17 protein-coding genes are annotated in these 17,782 nt (G+C 41.2%); 16 read left to right on the plus strand and 1 reads right to left on the minus strand.

Annotated features, from left to right (window positions below):
• Window positions 1-133: 133 nt before the first annotated feature.
• Entirely contained in the window at window positions 134-1,195 is a 1,062-nt protein-coding gene (locus tag ACTWQL_RS22730) for a DmpA family aminopeptidase (RefSeq protein ID WP_443144652.1), read from the minus strand.
• Between the two features lie 255 nt (window positions 1,196-1,450).
• Between ACTWQL_RS22730 and ACTWQL_RS22735 the strand changes: the two genes are divergently transcribed.
• From ACTWQL_RS22735 to dctP, 16 genes are all read left to right on the plus strand, one after another.
• Complete coding sequence (locus ACTWQL_RS22735) at window positions 1,451-2,527, plus strand: LLM class flavin-dependent oxidoreductase (protein ID WP_443144653.1); 1,077 nt, start codon at window positions 1,451-1,453, stop codon at window positions 2,525-2,527.
• Window positions 2,528-2,550: 23 nt separating this feature from the next.
• A complete protein-coding gene (locus tag ACTWQL_RS22740) occupies window positions 2,551-2,910 on the plus strand; it encodes a hypothetical protein (RefSeq protein ID WP_443144654.1) in 360 nt (119 codons plus the stop codon).
• Complete coding sequence (locus tag ACTWQL_RS22745) at window positions 2,894-4,771, plus strand: XylR N-terminal domain-containing protein (RefSeq protein WP_443144655.1); 1,878 nt, start codon at window positions 2,894-2,896, stop codon at window positions 4,769-4,771. The genes ACTWQL_RS22740 and ACTWQL_RS22745 overlap by 17 nt, the downstream gene beginning before the upstream one ends.
• 44 nt (window positions 4,772-4,815) lie before the next feature.
• Window positions 4,816-5,301 (plus strand): flavin reductase family protein, encoded by a 486-nt coding sequence (locus ACTWQL_RS22750; protein ID WP_443144656.1) that lies wholly within the window; start codon window positions 4,816-4,818, stop codon window positions 5,299-5,301.
• Between the two features lie 35 nt (window positions 5,302-5,336).
• Window positions 5,337-6,617: a Rieske 2Fe-2S domain-containing protein gene (locus ACTWQL_RS22755; RefSeq protein WP_443144657.1), complete on the plus strand. Its 1,281-nt coding sequence runs from the start codon at window positions 5,337-5,339 to the stop codon at window positions 6,615-6,617.
• Window positions 6,554-7,819 (plus strand): dipeptidase, encoded by a 1,266-nt coding sequence (locus ACTWQL_RS22760; RefSeq protein ID WP_443144658.1) that lies wholly within the window; start codon window positions 6,554-6,556, stop codon window positions 7,817-7,819. The genes ACTWQL_RS22755 and ACTWQL_RS22760 overlap by 64 nt, the downstream gene beginning before the upstream one ends.
• Window positions 7,820-7,839: 20 nt before the next feature.
• Window positions 7,840-8,595 carry an SDR family NAD(P)-dependent oxidoreductase gene (locus ACTWQL_RS22765; protein WP_443144659.1) on the plus strand — a complete coding sequence of 252 codons (756 nt, stop codon included), beginning with the start codon at window positions 7,840-7,842 and terminating at the stop codon, window positions 8,593-8,595.
• 41 nt (window positions 8,596-8,636) lie between these two features.
• Window positions 8,637-9,002 (plus strand): hypothetical protein, encoded by a 366-nt coding sequence (locus ACTWQL_RS22770; protein ID WP_443144660.1) that lies wholly within the window; start codon window positions 8,637-8,639, stop codon window positions 9,000-9,002.
• Window positions 9,003-9,023: 21 nt separating this feature from the next.
• A complete protein-coding gene (locus ACTWQL_RS22775; RefSeq protein ID WP_443144661.1) occupies window positions 9,024-10,049 on the plus strand; it encodes a TRAP transporter substrate-binding protein in 1,026 nt (341 codons plus the stop codon).
• 24 nt (window positions 10,050-10,073) lie between these two features.
• The gene (locus ACTWQL_RS22780; RefSeq protein WP_443144662.1) at window positions 10,074-10,634 is read left to right on the plus strand and encodes a TRAP transporter small permease; all 561 of its coding nucleotides are present in this window, start codon (window positions 10,074-10,076) and stop codon (window positions 10,632-10,634) included.
• Complete coding sequence (locus tag ACTWQL_RS22785; protein WP_443144663.1) at window positions 10,634-11,923, plus strand: TRAP transporter large permease; 1,290 nt, start codon at window positions 10,634-10,636, stop codon at window positions 11,921-11,923. The genes ACTWQL_RS22780 and ACTWQL_RS22785 overlap by 1 nt, the downstream gene beginning before the upstream one ends.
• A 148-nt stretch (window positions 11,924-12,071) precedes the next feature.
• A complete protein-coding gene (locus ACTWQL_RS22790; RefSeq protein WP_443144664.1) occupies window positions 12,072-13,469 on the plus strand; it encodes an amidase in 1,398 nt (465 codons plus the stop codon).
• An 18-nt stretch (window positions 13,470-13,487) separates the two neighbouring features.
• Window positions 13,488-14,540: a TRAP transporter substrate-binding protein gene (locus ACTWQL_RS22795; RefSeq protein ID WP_443144665.1), complete on the plus strand. Its 1,053-nt coding sequence runs from the start codon at window positions 13,488-13,490 to the stop codon at window positions 14,538-14,540.
• Window positions 14,541-14,565: 25 nt separating this feature from the next.
• Window positions 14,566-15,666 carry an NAD/NADP octopine/nopaline dehydrogenase family protein gene (locus ACTWQL_RS22800; protein WP_443144666.1) on the plus strand — a complete coding sequence of 367 codons (1,101 nt, stop codon included), beginning with the start codon at window positions 14,566-14,568 and terminating at the stop codon, window positions 15,664-15,666.
• Entirely contained in the window at window positions 15,653-16,687 is a 1,035-nt protein-coding gene (locus tag ACTWQL_RS22805; protein WP_443144667.1) for a 3-hydroxybutyryl-CoA dehydrogenase, read from the plus strand. Before ACTWQL_RS22800 ends, ACTWQL_RS22805 begins: the two co-directional genes overlap by 14 nt.
• Window positions 16,688-16,712: 25 nt before the next feature.
• Window positions 16,713-17,711 (plus strand): TRAP transporter substrate-binding protein DctP, encoded by a 999-nt coding sequence (dctP, locus tag ACTWQL_RS22810; RefSeq protein WP_443144668.1) that lies wholly within the window; start codon window positions 16,713-16,715, stop codon window positions 17,709-17,711.
• Window positions 17,712-17,782: the final 71 nt, after the last annotated feature.

A 17,782-nucleotide genomic window follows, 5' to 3' on the forward strand; every position in this document is an offset into this window, starting at 1 on the left:
TGGTTTCCACCGTTATGATAGGTTACGCTTACGGATCTTATTACATCATCAAAATAAAGAATTGGATTTTCAAGTAGGTTAAGGGATAGGAGCAAGAACTCCTACCCCAACATTTGACGTAGAACCACTTTGATTAGAGGGAAATATTGAACTCTTGTAGGAGATCCTTCAAAGCAGGTCGTTCATTCCCGTCTCGACCTACGACTTTTTCAGCGGTGATCATCGAGTTCAGAATGGCTTCTTCTGTCGCTTCTCCTACTGCTCGGAAAGCGAGGTCCATATCTGTCTCATGGATTGTCGGAATGGAGAGAAGCTGATCCGATTTCTGATGCGGGATCCTGGTTGCCGTCGAGAACCCGAGGGCAATATCACCGCTTCCGTTTCCGATCGTCGATCCAGTGCGTGCCAAACCTGTGACTGTCCTTTTCAAAATCCGGTTCAGCTGCCGTTCGGAAACAGGGAGATCAGTCGCCACTACCATCATGATCGACCCTTTGTCCTTTTCCTCAGTCACATTCAGGATCGCATCTCGCAACTCAAGACCAACAGCTTTCCCATCAACCCTGAAATCACTGAGCATCCCGAAGTTCGATTGCACGAGAACCCCCAGGGTATACGTCCCATGATCCATCTCCATTTTTCTTGAAGCGGTACCGATTCCGCCTTTTATGGAGCATGCAAGCGTCCCGCGTCCAGCACCAACTGATCCTTCTTCAAATTCCACGGAAGCATTCTCGATCGCCTGAAAGACATGCTCCTTCGAGATCGACCGTGCCCGGATATTATTCAAATACATATCATTGCATTCACCGACAATCGGATTGACCGTTCCTGTCGTCCGTCCGATTTCGGGGTTATCCTTCAGCGTATATTCAATCAGCGCATCAGCAACGATTCCGATACTGGATGTATTCGTCAAAAGAATCGGTGTCTCCAACGTTCCAAGCTCCTCGATCTGGATCGTCCCCACCGTCTTCCCAAACCCGTTAATCACATGGCTCGACGCAATCAGTTTATCACGAAAAATGTTCCCTTGATGCGGAAGAACCGCTGTCACACCAGTTTGGACATCACCATCTGCAAGCGTCACATTCCCGACCGTCACACCACCCACATCTGTGATCGCATTCAACTTCCCTGGCTCCAATTTCCCGATCTTCACGCCATAATCCCTTATCCGTTTCTGGCCATTCATCTGTATCAACCTTCCATATGTATGTCTGTCCTATTATTCTACCATTCATGAACAATGTCTAATAAAGATGTTTAACAATATTCCATTTTCAAATAAAAAATTAGCACTATAGGGTTTAAAAATCATAATTTTTTAGACCTAAACATTCATTGTTTGGCCTTTTTAGATTAAATAGAATGTATTTATAGTATTAATATTCAAAACATTCTGTCTAAAATTTCGGAGTGTCCAATCTTTTTAATGGAGGTTAGAAAAATGAATTTTGGAATCTATGTGGAAATGCAGAATCCTGAGCAAAACAACAAGCCTCATGCGCAGGTTTATCAGGAAATTATGGAACAGATCGAACATGCAGATAAAAGAGGTTTTAGTACTTTCAATACGTTAGAACATCATTGGTTTGAAGAGTTTTCAATATCCGCTAATCCTATGGCTCTATATGCTGCCGCTGCTCAAAGAACCAAGGATATTCGCTTTAGAACTTGTTCTCACGTTTTACCTTTACACAACCCAATGGTATTTGCTGGGCAAGTGGCTGTAACAGATATCTTAACAGAGGGACGGTTTGAATTTGCTGTTGGACGAGGACACGCTTGGGTATTCCCGAAGGCTTCCATACCTCTAGAAGAATCTAGGGAACGTTTTATCGAATCTCTTGAAATTCTTGAAAAAGCCTTAGAAGAAAAAGAGTTTTCTTTTCAAGGTAAACATTTCAATGTGCAAAACGTAAAGGTAGTTCCCCGTCCGACCAAGAAACCAAGGATCTTTACAGGGGGAGCAAGCAATCATAACTATGAATTAGCAGGAAAGAAAGGATGGGGTGTTCTTATTACCCCTATGTTACCCCTAGAACATGTAATGGGCCAATTAGATATTTATCGCAAGTCTTGTAAAGAACATGGGAATACACCTGATATCGTTTATGTTCAAGCGATGTATCTTGACGATGACGGTGAAAGGGCGCGGAAGGAAGCTGAACCATACATTTTGCAATTCATGAAAGGTAACGTTTCTCCTATGTCAGACCTTCCATCTAAAGAGGAATTGGTAAACAAAGACTTTGGTTTTTATGCAAGTGGCGCACTGGAATCGTTGGCAGAAATCCCGTATCACAAATTACTGAATGACGAATACGTATGGGTTGGTTCTCCAGATGAAGTAAAAGAAAAAGTGAAGAATGTCATTGAAAAATGTCCAGACTTGTCTGAAATTGCACTTTTATGCTCTTATGCTGGAATTGAACATTGGAAAACAATCCGTACCCAGGACTTATTCAGTCAACAAATCATGCCAGCTTTCCAAAAGGAAAAAGAAAAAGTATTGGTACCTTAAAGAGAGTCACTCAGGGGGCTATCATGAAAGTTTCAAGCGAATATAAAAATGAAATTCACACTGAATTCCCTATACATTTACCAGATAAAAAATTTGTTGACTGGTGTCTGGAAAATTTCTCAATAAATCGAGGCGTTTTTAATGTAATTGATAACTGGTTCTTTGACTATGGAATTCAACACATTGTCAGACGACGAAGGATCATTATTCAATATTTGGATCATTTGCAAACTTATGATCATATCAAGGTCAAGAGGAAAAGACCACAATTTGGAAAAGGAGGAGTTAAGCAGAGCCTTTATTATTTTGTCGCCAAGTGTCAGAATATAAATAATAGTCAAAATAATAAAGGTGAGGGGCGTTGTTGTGGAAGTCAAAGCTAGTAATTTTACACTGAACCATCTAATTAATGTCTCGGAGGAAACCGGTCAAAAGTGGAAGGATCTGGAGTTGATATTATCCAGTGCGGATGCATGGGGATTACTTAGAAAAGATTTGATTACTGCACTTGGTGTTCAAAGAGCGAAGAGGTTCCTACTTCGTTATGGTTACAAATGTGGTGAACATGAAGCCCGAGTCCTTAAAGATTCTATTAATTGGGAAAGTAAAATGGACTGGCTTGTTGCAGGCTCAAAGCTGCATTATTTGACAGGTAGAACTTACTCTTATCCTGAAAGTTTTCAAGTGAATATGGAGAAGGGTGAGTTCCACGTTTCAGGTTACTGGATGGATTCTTACGAAGCAAAACAGCATTTAAATTACTTTCCAGCGCATAATGAACCAGTTTGCTATTATTTGGCCGGTTATGCGAGTGGGTACACAAGCGCATGCATGGGAAAGAAAATCATCTTTAAAGAAACAAAATGCAAGGGCAAAGGGGACGACTATTGCAGCTATATAGGAAAAGCAGCTGAAGATTGGGGCGAGGAGATTGATGAAGAGCTCTTCTACTATGAAGATGATGATATGTCCGGTGAACTGGACCAGATGTACCGGAAAGTAGAACAACAAAAAGAGAGACTCGAAATCGGTTATTCATTGAGTCGTAGTCTAAACAATGCACTCTTGAAGGGCCAAGGGATGGATGGCTTTGCAAAAATCTTAGGTGAAAAATTACATTGTAATGTGTTGATAGAAGATAAACATTTCAAAGAAATCGCTTCTTTTAAGCAAACACCAGGAATGGAAAAATTCATAACAGCTAGGAATACGTTAAAAGGTATTGAAAAGAAGCTTTCTCTTAATGATGTTGTCGAAGCAGAGCTTACTGGTCAAACGTTTAAATTAGTAACAATCCCAATTTCGGTACGGAACCAAATTTACGGCTTCCTTACCGTAGCATTAAATAAAAAATTGAATTCTTTTTATAGAGATTTACTTGAAAGAGTAGCCATGGTGGCCTCATTACAAATTCAATATGAAAGGATCGCGATTGAGACAGAGCAACGTCTAAAGGGAGAGTTACTCGAACAATTACTGAATAGTAAAGAAACAAACGTACAGGAAATATATAACCGTTTTTCTTATCTCGGATATGATCTTACCACCCCTCATTACGTGTTACATATAAAAATGGAGGATCAGAATGGTAAGGAAGTAGATAATGAAGAACAATTGAAAATTCGGAATAAGCTCAATAATTTTTATCAAGAACAAAATAAATTCGGTTCTAATATGCTTATTTTAACAAAATGGAATACGGTCCAGGCCATCATTTCAAAAAAGTTGATAGAGAGTGACGGTAAATCAATCAAGAAGTTTGCAGGTCAACTTTTACGGAAACTTGATAACCCCAATTGCAGGTTTTATATAGGAGTAAGTGAGGAGACTACAGAACTTCCGGATTTTTACCATCGGGCTAAAGAAGCCAAGCAAGCAGCAGACCTGGCAAAAATAAGATTTTCATCTTCCCGAATTATGTTAGCGAACGAATTAGGCCACTTGTCACTATTTTTATATGCAAGAGAACCAGAAGAATTAAAAAAATTTGCCGAAGAAAATTTACAGCCTATTTTGGAATACGATAGAAAGAAAAATTCAGAGCTGCTTCAAACGTTATTTCACTATACGCAAAATGAGTTCAACCTTCATAAAACGGCCCGTGAAATGATCTTATCCATCAGCGGAATGCGATATCGAATACAAAAAATAGAAGAGTTACTCAATATTGATCTATCAAATTCCAACAGCCGGTTCGAAGTACAACTTTCACTCCAGATTTTCTTGATGCTCGGGAAGTTTTGACTGACCTTTCATTAAAAAATAATACGAAAAAAGGAGGAGTATGTATGGATTCGAAAAAATTCCGGGAAACACTAGGTCAATTTGCAACAGGTGTTACTGTCATCACTTCTAAGACTGAGGATAAACTGATCGGTTTAACAGCCAATGCTTTTTCTTCTTTATCCTTGGATCCGCCATTGATTCTGGTTTGTATCGATAAAACAGCTAGTAGTATGAAAGCTTTTAAACATGATCGCCCATTCGTCGTTAATATTTTACAACAGAATCAGGAAAATGATTGCTGGCGTTTTGCAAAGAAATCGGAGGATAAATTTAAAGATTGCCCTTACGATCTGACTGAGGATGGTGTGCCTATATTAAAAAATAATTTAGCTACCCTCCAATGTTACGTGAACTCTATCCTTGAAGGTGGCGATCATTATATTGTGACCGGCCTTGTAAAGGATACAGTAATCGATGATCAAGCGGAACCGTTGCTTTTCTTCCGCGGAAAATTAAACCGAATTAAAGAATCAGAAAAAACGATGTAGTTGTAAAAAGCGAGTTTCTATAAGGAGGTTTGAAAATGTTATCCAAAGAAAAAAATCAACTCTTGACTCAAACGGATAAAGGAACTCCAATGGGTGATTTATTCCGTAGATATTGGATTCCCGCTTTAAAGTCCGATGAATTAGAAAGTGATGGAAGCCCTAAAAGGATCAAGTTATTAGGTGAAGATTTAGTTGCTTTTCGGGATACGGAGGGAAAAGTCGGTTTAATTGATGAAAGGTGTCCACATAGAGGTACATCTCTCTACTATGGTATTAATGATGGATGCGGAATCCGGTGTATGTACCATGGATGGAAATTCAATACAGATGGAAAATGTACGGAAATCCCTTCTGAAGCAAAAGACGGAAAGTTCAGGCAATCCATAAAAATAACAAGTTATCCCACCAAAGAAGTAAGTGGAATCATTTGGACATACATGAGCACTGAGGAGAAGCAACCACCCTTTCCTGAATTTTATTGGATGGGACTACCAGATGAAAATAAACTCGTTGAAAGGGTTTGGCAAGAGTGCAACTATCTACAAGTAATGGAAAATGACGTAGATTTTGTACATGCAGCTTTTTTACATAAAGCTCATGATTCTCAAGCAGTAAAAGAAGGGATCTTAAGTTCGGATTTAGGAATTGACCCTGAACACCCGCTTGTCAAAAATCCGCCAGTAAAACAGGCAGTTGAAGATACGAATTATGGAAAACGTTGTATAGCTGTAGGACTTGGTAAAGATAACCAAAATGCATTTATGGAAATTCACTATATCTTTCCTTTCTATACATTCCCGCCACGATTTAGCGGTGAGGATGGGATGTGGCATGCCTTCATTCCCCGGGATGATTATAGTACATGGTCTTGGGATGTGCAATTTTCACATGAGCACAAGATTGATGTTCAGGCACAGCATGACCGCCGCGGTTTAGTATTGAACGAGGATATGAGGAAAGTGAAGAACCTTGAGAATCACTATGGGCTGGAACGGGAGTTGCAAAAAACACATAACTTTACTGGAATCCGTGGTATCGCAAATCAGGACCATGCCGCAACTGAGACGATGGGTCCAATCGTAGATCGTTCAAATGAACATTTAGGTACAAGTGATTTACCCGTAATCAAGATGAGGAGCCTGCTTTTCCAGCAAGTAGAAAGATTGCAAGAAGGCCACGACCTATTCAGGTTGGAAAATGAATCGCTGAAAACGTTATATAGTGACGGCGTTTATGATGATCGGGAAAAGACATGGAAAGAAGCATTGCCACTAAAAGAACAATTCCAGAAGAAAGAAAAAGTAGTAAAGAGTTGATGAATGAAAAGCAGTATGATGGCTATCGATCATTCAGTTACCTGACTGAACACAAAGATTTTGAAAAATATGATCTAGCTACAGAAGTAAACAGAGTGGAACCTTATTCATTAGACCTTACTGAAGATGAGGCACAAAAGCTGGAAACTATTTTTAAGAAACATCCTATTGTATCTCTAAGAGACCATGGGTTCATCGTACCGACGAGTAATGAAGACATTCTTTCTTATTGCAGTCAGCTTCACACAGCATTTCATTATGAAGGAATTGCGAAATCAGGGATTGATGTAATCATTGAGAATTTCATGGATGGGATCTCCACGATTAACTCTAAGTATGGTTTGAAATGGGATGACGTCATCTATTTATTAGGAATCCGATATGCAGATATACATAAGCAAAACACTGTATTTCTGGCAAGCTCATATGAAGAGTTGAAAAAAGCGAAGAGACAGCGGAAAATTGCCATCTTACCCTCCCTTGAGGCGGCAAACATATTAGAAAATGAAATTGACCGGGTGGATATTCTTTACGGATTAGGGATTCGGTGCATGGGGATTACATATAACCATTCCAACACCCTTGGATCAGGCCTTTCTGAAAAGAAGGATGGAGGTTTGACTGATTTTGGGCTTCGTGTCATAGAGCGTATGAACAAACTCGGAATGATGATTGATATATCCCATTGTGGAGATCAAACTAGTTTGGATGTCATCGAGGCAAGTCGTGATCCTGTATTTATTACACATGCAGGGGCAAGAACTATCTGGAATACGCCCAGGATGAAACCAGATGATCTTCTTAAAGCCTGCGCTGACAAAGGAGGAATTATCGGTATATGTGCGGCGCCGAACACAACACTGACAAAACGTTCTCCTACACATTCTCTTCAATCGGTCATGGAACATTTCGAGTATATAAAAGACCTGGTAGGGATCGATCATGTCGGTTTTGGTCCAGATACATTTTTCGGAGACCACGTCGCCCTTCAACATGCGTTTGATAATATGTTGAGCATTTCAAAATCACATGGCGGGGAAACATTTGATGAATCTTCGCATGTCGAGGGGGCGGAGAACCCGACAGAAGCTATGAAAAATATGATCGGTTGGATGGTCAAACATAACTATTCGACAAAAGACATTACAAAAGCAGCTGGCCGAAACACAATGAACGTCATGAAAGCCATTTTAAGAGACTAGCAGATAGGAGGTGGAGCCACATGGAAGAATCCGAGAAAGTAGCGATTGTGACAGGGGCAGCCCAAGGGCTCGGTTTTTCGATAGCCAAAAAGTTTGTTGCTGATGGAATGAAGGTTGTTTTCATAGATAAGAACCAAAAACGATTAAATGAAATAAAAGAATCTAGATTCATGGATCCAGCGATCTCAAAAAGAACAATGTTCTTGAATATGGACGCTTCCAATGTAACTGAAATCAAACTAGGTGTAAGAACCATAATGGAGACCTGGGGGCGTATCGATATTCTAGTCAACAATGCAGGAATCCGGAAAGAAACGTCAATTGATGAAATTGATGAAGAGGAATGGAACTTGATTCTATCCGTCAACCTTGGTGGGACGTTCTTTTTTTCACAAGCTGTTGCAAATATTATGAAAAATCAAAAGAATGGACGTATCATCAACATTTCATCCTACGGTGGACAAGCAGGACCGCTGACTTCCGGCGCTCATTACTGCGCCTCTAAAGCAGGACAATTAGCGTTGACAAAAGTATTTGCCCGGGACCTTTCTGATTTCGGAGTCACGGTCAATACTGTGGCACCAGCGGCGGTGAAATCTCCTGAAATGGATAAAATCGCACCGGAAAAATTAGAAAGAATGAAAGCGGGTATCCCTGTAAAACGTTTTGGAGAACCCGAAGAGGTAGCGAATATCGTTTCCTATCTAGCATCGGATATAGCAGGTTACACGACAGGAGCAACGTTTGATATAAATGGTGGCTTGTTGATGCGATAAACCTGATCTAAAAAATTAAAAGGAAAAAGGAGATGAATAGAATGGGAGAAATTAAACATGGTGCTCCTAAAGTACCTACTCCACTACGAGTATTCATGACTTTCGAGTCCACGGGCTGGTTTGATACGACAAAGGAACAAAAGGAAAAGGAAATTTTACCGGAGCTAAACAACGTTTTAGAAGTATGGAAACAAAACGGTTCGGAATTACTGGCAACGTTTGATCGAGATATTTTAACAGCTGGACACGCTGGTCCTTCCAATTGGCATGCTTGTTTCCTATACAACATCCCTGATTTACAGACAGTCACCGATATGACCCACTCATTCAGAGCAGCCGGGCTTGACCGTTATTTCCGGTTGGAAGCTTCTATTGGCCGCCCGTTCTTTCTTTTAGAAAAAAATTAAGAGATTAAGAGGTGTGGGTATATGAAAAGATGTTTATATTTAATCCTTGCGGTTTTGGTGACTTCCATCTTGTCTGCTTGTGGAGGAGGTACTACGAATGCAGGGGAAGACACGATCAAGTTGACTTATGCATTTTTTGCTCCAGCCAATACTTTCCCGGCGGTGCAAATGGAAGAATGGAAAAAACGCTTAGAAGAACGGACAGATGGAAAAGTGGAAGTGGAACTTTTCCATGGTGGATCGTTACTTGAAGCAAATAATATGTATGACGGAATAGAAAGTGGTACAGCTGATATCGGATTGACCTCAACCTCCTATGAGCCAGGAAGATTTCCTTTACTCGCCATTTCTGATATGCCATCTGGTTATAATAGTGCAACCTCTGCAAGTAAAGTAGTCCATGATCTTGTAAAAGAGTATCCCCCTGAAGCCCTTGAAAATTTTAAAATAATCACCACATTCGCCACAGAACCTGCCTATATTCAAAGTAAACAACCCATCACATCTTTAGATGACCTCAAAGGTCAACAACTCCGTATTGCTGGTGCATTAACCCCAATTATGGAAGAGCTGGGCGCGGCACCTGTCGGAATGTCACAGGCTGAAGTTCCAGAGGCATTACAAACTGGCATCGTAAATGGATATGTCTCATCAAGAGAAATATTAAAGGATGCAAAATTAGCGGAGATGGTCAACTATACGACAGACTATCCTTTAGCTTTGAATACGTTCATCGCAGTCATGAATAAAGACACATGGGAAAGCCTTCCGCAAGATGTCCAACAAGTAATTGATGAATTGAATCATGAAATGACTGTATTTACTGGAGAATACCTGGATAAACATGTGCAGGAGTCTCTTGAATGGAGTAGAGAAAGTCATGATCATGAAATCATTGAACTTTCGGACAGTGAAAAATGGGATGAAAAATTAGAAAATATGAAAGTAAATTATGTTGAAAAGGTTCAGAGCCAGGGCCATCCAGCACAAGAGTACCGTGAAAAAATGGAAAAACTGATTGAAAAGTATAACAAAGAAAGTGAATGAATCATTCAGGCAGGAGGGAAACGAATGGAAGATAAGCAAACCGTCCCGTTAGAGCAAGAAGTCCCTCGAACAATACATGAATCTACGATGGTGAATACTGAGAAAGCGAGTATTTTTTTTAGAATGATCGATCGATTGAATCAAGGCTCAGCCGTACTGGCTGGTACTACTCTTTTGATGATGATTCTGTTGGTAGTGTTCAATTCTATAAAGAGATTATTTTCTGACCCGATTGCTGGAACGGTAGAACTTGTAAGCTGGCTTGGTGCTGTAACGACGATCTTCTCGTTAGGATACGCACAGTTACACAAAGGGCATGTATTCATCGACTTGCTGTATAAGAAATTTCCGAAGGCTGTACAACAACTTCTCCATACATTCATGAATTTAGTAAGTATTGCATTTTTTAGCATAGCTGGATGGCAAATTGCTTTATATGGAATCAACTTGATGGAAAATGGGGTAGTCTCACCAACAATGAGAGTATCGTTTTATCCGATTGTCATCTTTTGTTCTCTAGGCTTTCTAGGTTTGTTGCTCGCCCTCATCAAAGAGACCATCATAATTTGGAAAGGGGGTTCATAATGGATGCGAATATGTTAGCTGTCCTAGGTATCGTAGTCCTATTCACTTTAATGTTCTTACGATTGCCGATCAGCTTTGCAATGATGATTGTCGGCTTCTTCGGTGTCTTGATCTATGCTTCTCCCAGAGCTGCTTATAACCTGCTGAGTGCTGATTTATGGAACCAGTTTTCAAGCTATTCATTAAGTGTGATCCCTCTCTATATTTTTATGGGGGAAATCATTTTTCGCACAGGTGTGACAGAAAAGCTATTTCAATCAGCATACAAATGGGTTGGTCATTTTCGTGGTGGTATGGCGAGTACCACGATTTTAGCGAGTGCAGGATTTGCCTCAATCAGTGGTTCGAATTCTGCAACTGCTGCGACCATGGCGACAATGTCTCTGCCAGAGCTGGATAAATACAAATACAATAAGGCCCTCAGCACTGGAAGTATCGCGACAGGGGGGACACTTGGAATCATAATCCCGCCAAGTACGGTTCTTATTGTCCTGGCCCTGCAGATGGAACTATCAGTCAGGGATTTATTCGTTGCCAGTATCATCCCGGGTATTTTTTTGACACTTTTGCTGATTATAACTGTTTTAGCTTTATGCCGTCTTTACCCGGATTACGGTCCTTCTGGTGAACGATCGAATATGAAGGAAAGAATCAAATCGATGAAAGATGTCATCCCGATTGGATTACTGTTCTTGTTTGTCATCGGAGGTCTCTATTTAGGATGGTTTACTCCGACAGAATCAGGTGCATTTGGAGCGTTTGGCGCAATTGTCCTTTCTCTTTTGATGAAAAAGCTGACATGGGAACGTTTTAAATCTGCAATTGCAGGAACGCTTAAGTCAGCGGCGATGGTCTTGATGTTAGTTGTGGCAGCGATGGTGTTCGGTCGCTTTTTAGCTATAACGAGATTGCCATTTACAGTAGCAGAATGGGTGAGCCAATTGCCTGTCCAGCCAATTGTTGTTCTATGTGCTGTACTGCTGATTTATATAATAGGCGGATCTATTATGGATGCGCTCGGATTTCTAATCATTTCAATCCCGATTTTTTATCCGATGGTGATCGCATTAGGTTATGATCCTGTATGGTTTGCGGTCCTTCTTTGTGTCGTCACTAGTTTAGGGGCAATCACCCCTCCTGTCGGAATCAATGCTTTCATTGTCCAGGGGATGACCCCGGATACCCCTATCACTACTGTGTTTAAAGGAACGGCTTACTTTTTTGTAACCTACATCATTTTTATCAGCTTACTTATCATGTTTCCGCAAATCATTTTGGTATTCGTATGATTTTTCCTGTCACATACTTTAGGAAAAGGAGGATATTATGTGAGTTTAATCGATTTTTTGAAGGATATTTTAGAGGAAGAGGAAGTTGAAATGTTTACCGTCGATCCTGCTTTCACCTTTTTGTTTGAAGACCTAGAGGATGATGAGCATGAATGAACTATTGTTTACGGACATCCATACAGTCAGCGGATTGCTGAAAAAGAAGAAACTATCACCTGTCGAATTGACGAAAATGACACTCGATCAGATCCAGGAGCATGATCCGACACTCACTGCCTTTATTACGGTGATGGAGGCTGAATCATTAGCCCAATCCAAGCAAGCAGAACAGGAGCTCCTAGAGGGGAAATATAAGGGCCGGCTCCATGGAGTACCAATTGCCGTCAAAGACATACTGCAAACAAAAGGGATCCGGACGACCGGAGGTTCTAAAATATTCGAAAATTGGATTCCAGATCGAGATGCTGTTTCAGTTCAAAAACTTAAAGAAGCAGGGGCTATTATCATCGGGAAAGCGAACCTGCATGAATTTGCCATGGGTGCTACAACAGAAAATCCTCATTATGGAAGTACCCGGAATCCATGGGATTTAAAGAAGATACCTGGCGGGTCCAGTGGTGGTTCAGCAGTGGCGACTGCTGCTGGAATGGCATTCGGTGCAATCGGGACCGATACGGCTGGTTCAATCAGATTGCCAGCTGCAATGTGTGGAACAGTTGGATTTAAACCTACCTACGATCTGGTTAGTCAAAAAGGAAGCTTTCCGTTCAGCTGGTCTCTCGATCATGTAGGACCGATGACGAGGACAGTCAATGACGCAGTCATCATGCTTGAAACGATGAAAGAGAATGTTGAAAAGATGGAGGAGGCAAATGTCATTCCATTTGAAAATTTAAAGGGAATGAAACTCGGATTTCCTGAAGCCTATATGATATCGAGAATAGAACCTGGCGTCAAAAAGGTGATAGAGAAGGCTCTCGAACGATTGCAAGACCTTGGAGCTGAAATCATCCCTATAGAACTGCCGTTGATTGAACAAGCACTTGAAGCTTTGAAAACGATCGCGCAATCAGAAGTACTTTCATTTCACGGACCGCTGTTAAATAAATATAGACATCTTTACGGAGAAGATTTAAAGTACCGTTTCCAATTTGGTCATGATATACCTGCAATAGCGTATATAAATGCTCAGCGAATTCGTAAACAATTCATAAAGAAAACCTTAAGGCAATTGGAAAACGTTGATGCACTCGTGGGCCCTACGAATGTTCAAGAACCTTTTGAAATCGGAACGATGGTCCCGGAGCAAGCGATCAGCAATATGTTTACGCTTGGTAAAACCCCATTAGCCAATATCCTTGGGTTTCCTGCATTATCTGTTCCATGTGGATTCACGCAAGCGGGTATCCCTGTCGGCCTACAGGTTATCGGTAAACCTTATTCCGACAGAAAAGTTCTCCAAATTGGTGAATGCTATGAAAAAGCTGAAAACTGGGTCAAAGCTCTTCGAAATAATAAAAATTACCTTAAACTCCCTCAGGGTTAGAAAGGGGCTGGATTAGAAATGGGATTAGATCGAAAGTCGGTGAAAGTCCTACGGAATGTCGTTTGGGCCGTCACGATCATTTCTTTATTAGTTGCTTGCAGTACAAATGAAGAGGGGACAGCAAACGCAGAAAAGGAAAAGATCAAACTGTCTTATGCTTTTTTCGCTCCAGATAGTACTTTTCCTGCAGTACAAATGAAAAAGTGGTCAGAAGAATTAGAGAAAAGGACAGATGGACAAGTCGAAGTCGAGTTGTTTTTCGGAGGTTCGTTATTAGAAGCAAACAACATGTTTGAAGGAGTTGCCAATGGGACAGCTGACATCGGACTTACAGCTACAACGTATGAACCTGGGCGTTTTCCCTTATTGGAAATATCAGATCTGCCCTCCGGTTATCCAAATTCAGAAGTGGCCAGTCAAGTCGTCAACGATTTAATTGAAGAATATCCACCAGAAGCGTTGAGTGACTTTAAGATCATCACTTCTTTCGCCACTGAACCCTCTTATATCCAATCGGTAGATCCGATCTCAAACATGAAAGATCTATCAGGGAAACAATTGAGGATTTCCGGTGCCCTTACCCCGGTCATGAAAAAACTAGGGGCTGCACCTGTCGGAATGTCACAGGCTGAAGTGCCAGAAGCGTTACAGACTGGGGTCATTGAAGGGAATATTTCTTCACGGGAAGTATTAAAGGATTTCAAATTAGCAGAAACAGCTAAATATGTAACCGATTATCCACTGACAATAACGTCTTTCGTAGCAGTAATGAACAAAGAGACTTGGGAAGGGTTACCTGATGATGTGAAAAAAGTGATCGATGAACTGAATGGAGAAATGAGTATTTTCACTGGTAAGTATTTAGATGAACACGTAAAAGAAGCCATGGAGTGGAGTAAAGAAACAGAAAACTTAGAAGTCATCTCTTTATCGCAAGAGGAGGAATTGAAGTGGGAAGAAACATTGAAGGAGATACAGGGAGATGTAGTTGAAAAGGTTGATTCTAAGGGATTGCCTGGATCTGAATACCGTGACCGCTTGTATGAATTGGTAGAAAAATATTCTGAATAGACAAAAAATAGAGGTGGAATGAAATATGGAAATAGCAGTTTTAGGCGGAGGTAACGGGTCTTACGCGGCAGCGATCGATTTAACCGAAAAGGGCCATCATGTACGACTATGGAGAAGGAATCAAGAGGCTTTCCGCTCTGTATTAGAGAGTCAGGCGATACAGGTGAAAGATTCCAGGGGAACAAGAATGGTTCCCCTTAAAATGGCAACATCAGATTTGAAAGAAGCTGTGAAAGGGGCCGATCTCATTGTCATTCCTTTACCGGCTTTTACACAACGTACGGTTGCTAAGAAACTTGCCCCTGTATTGGAAAATGGCCAGGTTATCTTTTTACCACCTGGGACATTCGGCAGTTACTTGATGGCAGAGGTCCTTGTGGAAGAGGGGTGTAATGCGGAAGTCGTCTTTGCAGAAACAGGGACCCTTCCTTATTTGGCAAGAAAGTATGACGAACATACCGTTTCTATTTCTGGCCGAGCCACACGACTTCCTACTGGCGTATTCCCAAGTGTCCAGTCTGACCATGCTTTTGAAATCTTACAAAAGGCATATCCTTCGATTGAACCGATTGAAAATGCACTCGATGGCGCTCTGATGAATGCAGGCCCGATCATTCACCCACCCCTTATCATCATGAATGCAGGCCCGATCGAACATTTTGAAAAATGGGATATCCATGATGAAGGAACACAATCGTCTATCCGGAACGTCCATAGGTCTCTTGATGGGGAAAGAATCAAAATTCGTGAAGCATTAGGTTACAACCCCCCTCACTTCCCACTGGAAGATCATTATAGCGATGAAGGAGAGGAATGGATGTACGGGGATGGGGCACACGAAGAGCTTGTCGATGGTGAAGATTGGTATGAAAAACTTGATTTGAAGACCCATCGTTATATGCAAGAAGATATCGTTTGCGGCCTTGCCTTTCTCGTTTCCCTTGGGGAGTGGTTGAATATCAAAACACCGACTGCGACAGGGTTACTAGCCATTGCGTCCAGCATAATGGAAAAGGATTTACGTGAAATCGGCAGAACGATGGAAAACCTGAAGCTTTCCAGTCTGTCGAAAGAGGATTTGAAAGAAATCTTGGAAAATGGAATAAAGCAATATGAAACCCAGTGAAGGAGTAATCGCAATAGCCGGAGCAGGCAGGATGGGAAGAGGAATCGCCCTGACATTCGCTTATCAAGGATATCAAGTGAAACTCCTGGATATCAAAAATAGAGACACGGAAGAATTCCAGCAATTGAAAACAACGGTATGCCATGAAATCAAAAATCAGCTGGATGTCCTAGTCTTAGGGGACATCATCCTGCAAGACTCTATTTCTGCCATTCTAGACCGGATCGAAGTCTCCTCCATCCATTCTGACAATGAAGCTTCATGGAAGGAATCCGAGATCCTATTCGAAGCCGTACCGGAAGTTTTGGAAATCAAAGAAGAAGTTTTCAAGTGTATTTGCCCTCATTTGTCTCCAACGGCGATGATAGCTTCTACCACCTCATCTTTTTCGGCAAATGAACTAGCTGAATTTGTGACGACGAAGGGAAGATTCATGAATACACATTGGTTGAATCCAGCTTACTTGATCCCACTGGTCGAAGTAAGTCCATCGAATGAAACGAGTAAAGAATCTTTGAAAGAAATGTTTTCATTGCTTGAAAGCATAGGGAAGGTTCCGGTTGAATGTAAACCTTCACCAGGCTTCATCGTTCCAAGGATCCAAGCGCTCGCCATGAATGAGGCATCCCGTTTAGTCGAAGAGGGAGTAGCCTCTGTAGAGGATATCGACAAAGCTTCCAAGGTAGGTTTTGGAATCAGGTTCGCAGTGCTTGGATTGTTGGAGTTCATAGATTGGGGAGGTGCAGATACACTATTCCATGCGAGTAATTATTTGCAACATTCATTGGAGGATGACCGTTTTGAAACTCCAGAAATCATCAAGAAAAAGATGGCTGATGGGGAAATCGGCATGAAAGCGAAGAAGGGGTTTTATTCCTTTGATGAAACAACGATCAATGACTATCAACTCCAGACACTCCAAAAGTTCATTGACCTTATGAAACACTTGGGATTAATGGAAGATAACCAGATTCATAAGGGAATGACTGGTTTCAAGGAAGCAGACCGTATTCAGAATTAATCGAAGGGAATGTGGAAAAGAGTTCATGAAAATCAAAAAAACATTCTATTTACTCGTATTAACATGTTTACTCATCCTATCTTCCGCTTGTTCAGCCCAAAGTTCAGGTGGAGAAGGATCCGATATTACGCTTAATGCAGTCAGTTTCTTAGCCAAAGACCATCCTTTGACAGCGACATTACATGACTGGAAAGATCGGGTGGAAGAAGCGACGGATGGAAGAGTGAAAATCAATTGGAGAGGCGGAGCGGATGTCATTCCGATTGGTGAACAATTCGAAGCCATGCAATCTGGTGCAATTGATATTAATTTCACTTACATTGGGCAATATCAAACCCTTATGCCTGAATCATTAAGTATAGCCCTTTCTCAATACCAACCTTGGGAAGAACGTGAACAGGGATTTTATGACTATATGGTTGAACGTCATAAGGAATTGGACGTAATGTATATCGGACGGTGGCTTACGGGGTCTCCAAGATTATGGCTGAATGACCCGATTGATGCGGTATCCGATTTGAAAGGGATGTCGATCCGTTCTGCACCTAACTATAATCGTTTCTTTGAAGCATTAGGCATCAATTCCAAAATGATCGATCCTTCAGAAGTTTATACTTCTCTTCAAACAGGTGTCGTCAAGGGATTTGTTTATGGAGGATTCAGTGGTCCAAGGAAAGACGGATGGACAGATTCTACGAAATATGTAGTGGATCACCCATTCTGGACTCAAAATTGTGTGATTTTGATGAATAATAGCAAGTGGGGAGACATTTCGGAAGAAGATCAAATAGCCATCATAGAGGCGACAGCTGAGTATGAGAAGTATATGGTGGACTATTACAAGAAACAGGATAAGGAAGAGATCGAAGAATTGAAGGCGAACGGTGTCGAGTTGATTGAATTGCCAGAGGGGGAAGCGGAAAAATTCCTGGAGACGGCATATGAAACCGAATGGAAACATTTAGAGGGTGAAGTACCTGAATTGGTTGATAAATTGAGAGAGTTGACGACAAATGCAGATTAAGGAAAACGAGACCCCTGTACAAAAGCAATGAGCTGTTGAATCTATATTCAGCAGCTCATTTTTTAAATTAT

Origin of the sequence: Pseudalkalibacillus sp. R45 (assembly GCF_052246725.1) — a bacterium.
Classification (GTDB): domain Bacteria; phylum Bacillota; class Bacilli; order Bacillales; family Fictibacillaceae; genus Pseudalkalibacillus.

Bases quoted from the DNA above. Each gene is read 5' to 3' on its own strand.
- ACTWQL_RS22730 (WP_443144652.1), bottom strand. From the start codon at position 1,195: ATGAATGGCCAGAAACGGATAAGGGATTATGGCGTGAAGATCGGGAAA.
- ACTWQL_RS22735 (WP_443144653.1), top strand. From the start codon at position 1,451: ATGAATTTTGGAATCTATGTGGAAATGCAGAATCCTGAGCAAAACAAC.
- ACTWQL_RS22740 (WP_443144654.1), top strand. From the start codon at position 2,551: ATGAAAGTTTCAAGCGAATATAAAAATGAAATTCACACTGAATTCCCT.
- ACTWQL_RS22750 (WP_443144656.1), top strand. From the start codon at position 4,816: ATGGATTCGAAAAAATTCCGGGAAACACTAGGTCAATTTGCAACAGGT.
- ACTWQL_RS22755 (WP_443144657.1), top strand. From the start codon at position 5,337: ATGTTATCCAAAGAAAAAAATCAACTCTTGACTCAAACGGATAAAGGA.
- ACTWQL_RS22760 (WP_443144658.1), top strand. From the start codon at position 6,554: ATGGAAAGAAGCATTGCCACTAAAAGAACAATTCCAGAAGAAAGAAAA.
- ACTWQL_RS22765 (WP_443144659.1), top strand. From the start codon at position 7,840: ATGGAAGAATCCGAGAAAGTAGCGATTGTGACAGGGGCAGCCCAAGGG.
- ACTWQL_RS22770 (WP_443144660.1), top strand. From the start codon at position 8,637: ATGGGAGAAATTAAACATGGTGCTCCTAAAGTACCTACTCCACTACGA.
- ACTWQL_RS22775 (WP_443144661.1), top strand. From the start codon at position 9,024: ATGAAAAGATGTTTATATTTAATCCTTGCGGTTTTGGTGACTTCCATC.
- ACTWQL_RS22780 (WP_443144662.1), top strand. From the start codon at position 10,074: ATGGAAGATAAGCAAACCGTCCCGTTAGAGCAAGAAGTCCCTCGAACA.
- ACTWQL_RS22785 (WP_443144663.1), top strand. From the start codon at position 10,634: ATGGATGCGAATATGTTAGCTGTCCTAGGTATCGTAGTCCTATTCACT.
- ACTWQL_RS22790 (WP_443144664.1), top strand. From the start codon at position 12,072: ATGAATGAACTATTGTTTACGGACATCCATACAGTCAGCGGATTGCTG.
- ACTWQL_RS22795 (WP_443144665.1), top strand. From the start codon at position 13,488: ATGGGATTAGATCGAAAGTCGGTGAAAGTCCTACGGAATGTCGTTTGG.
- ACTWQL_RS22800 (WP_443144666.1), top strand. From the start codon at position 14,566: ATGGAAATAGCAGTTTTAGGCGGAGGTAACGGGTCTTACGCGGCAGCG.
- ACTWQL_RS22805 (WP_443144667.1), top strand. From the start codon at position 15,653: ATGAAACCCAGTGAAGGAGTAATCGCAATAGCCGGAGCAGGCAGGATG.
- dctP (WP_443144668.1), top strand. From the start codon at position 16,713: ATGAAAATCAAAAAAACATTCTATTTACTCGTATTAACATGTTTACTC.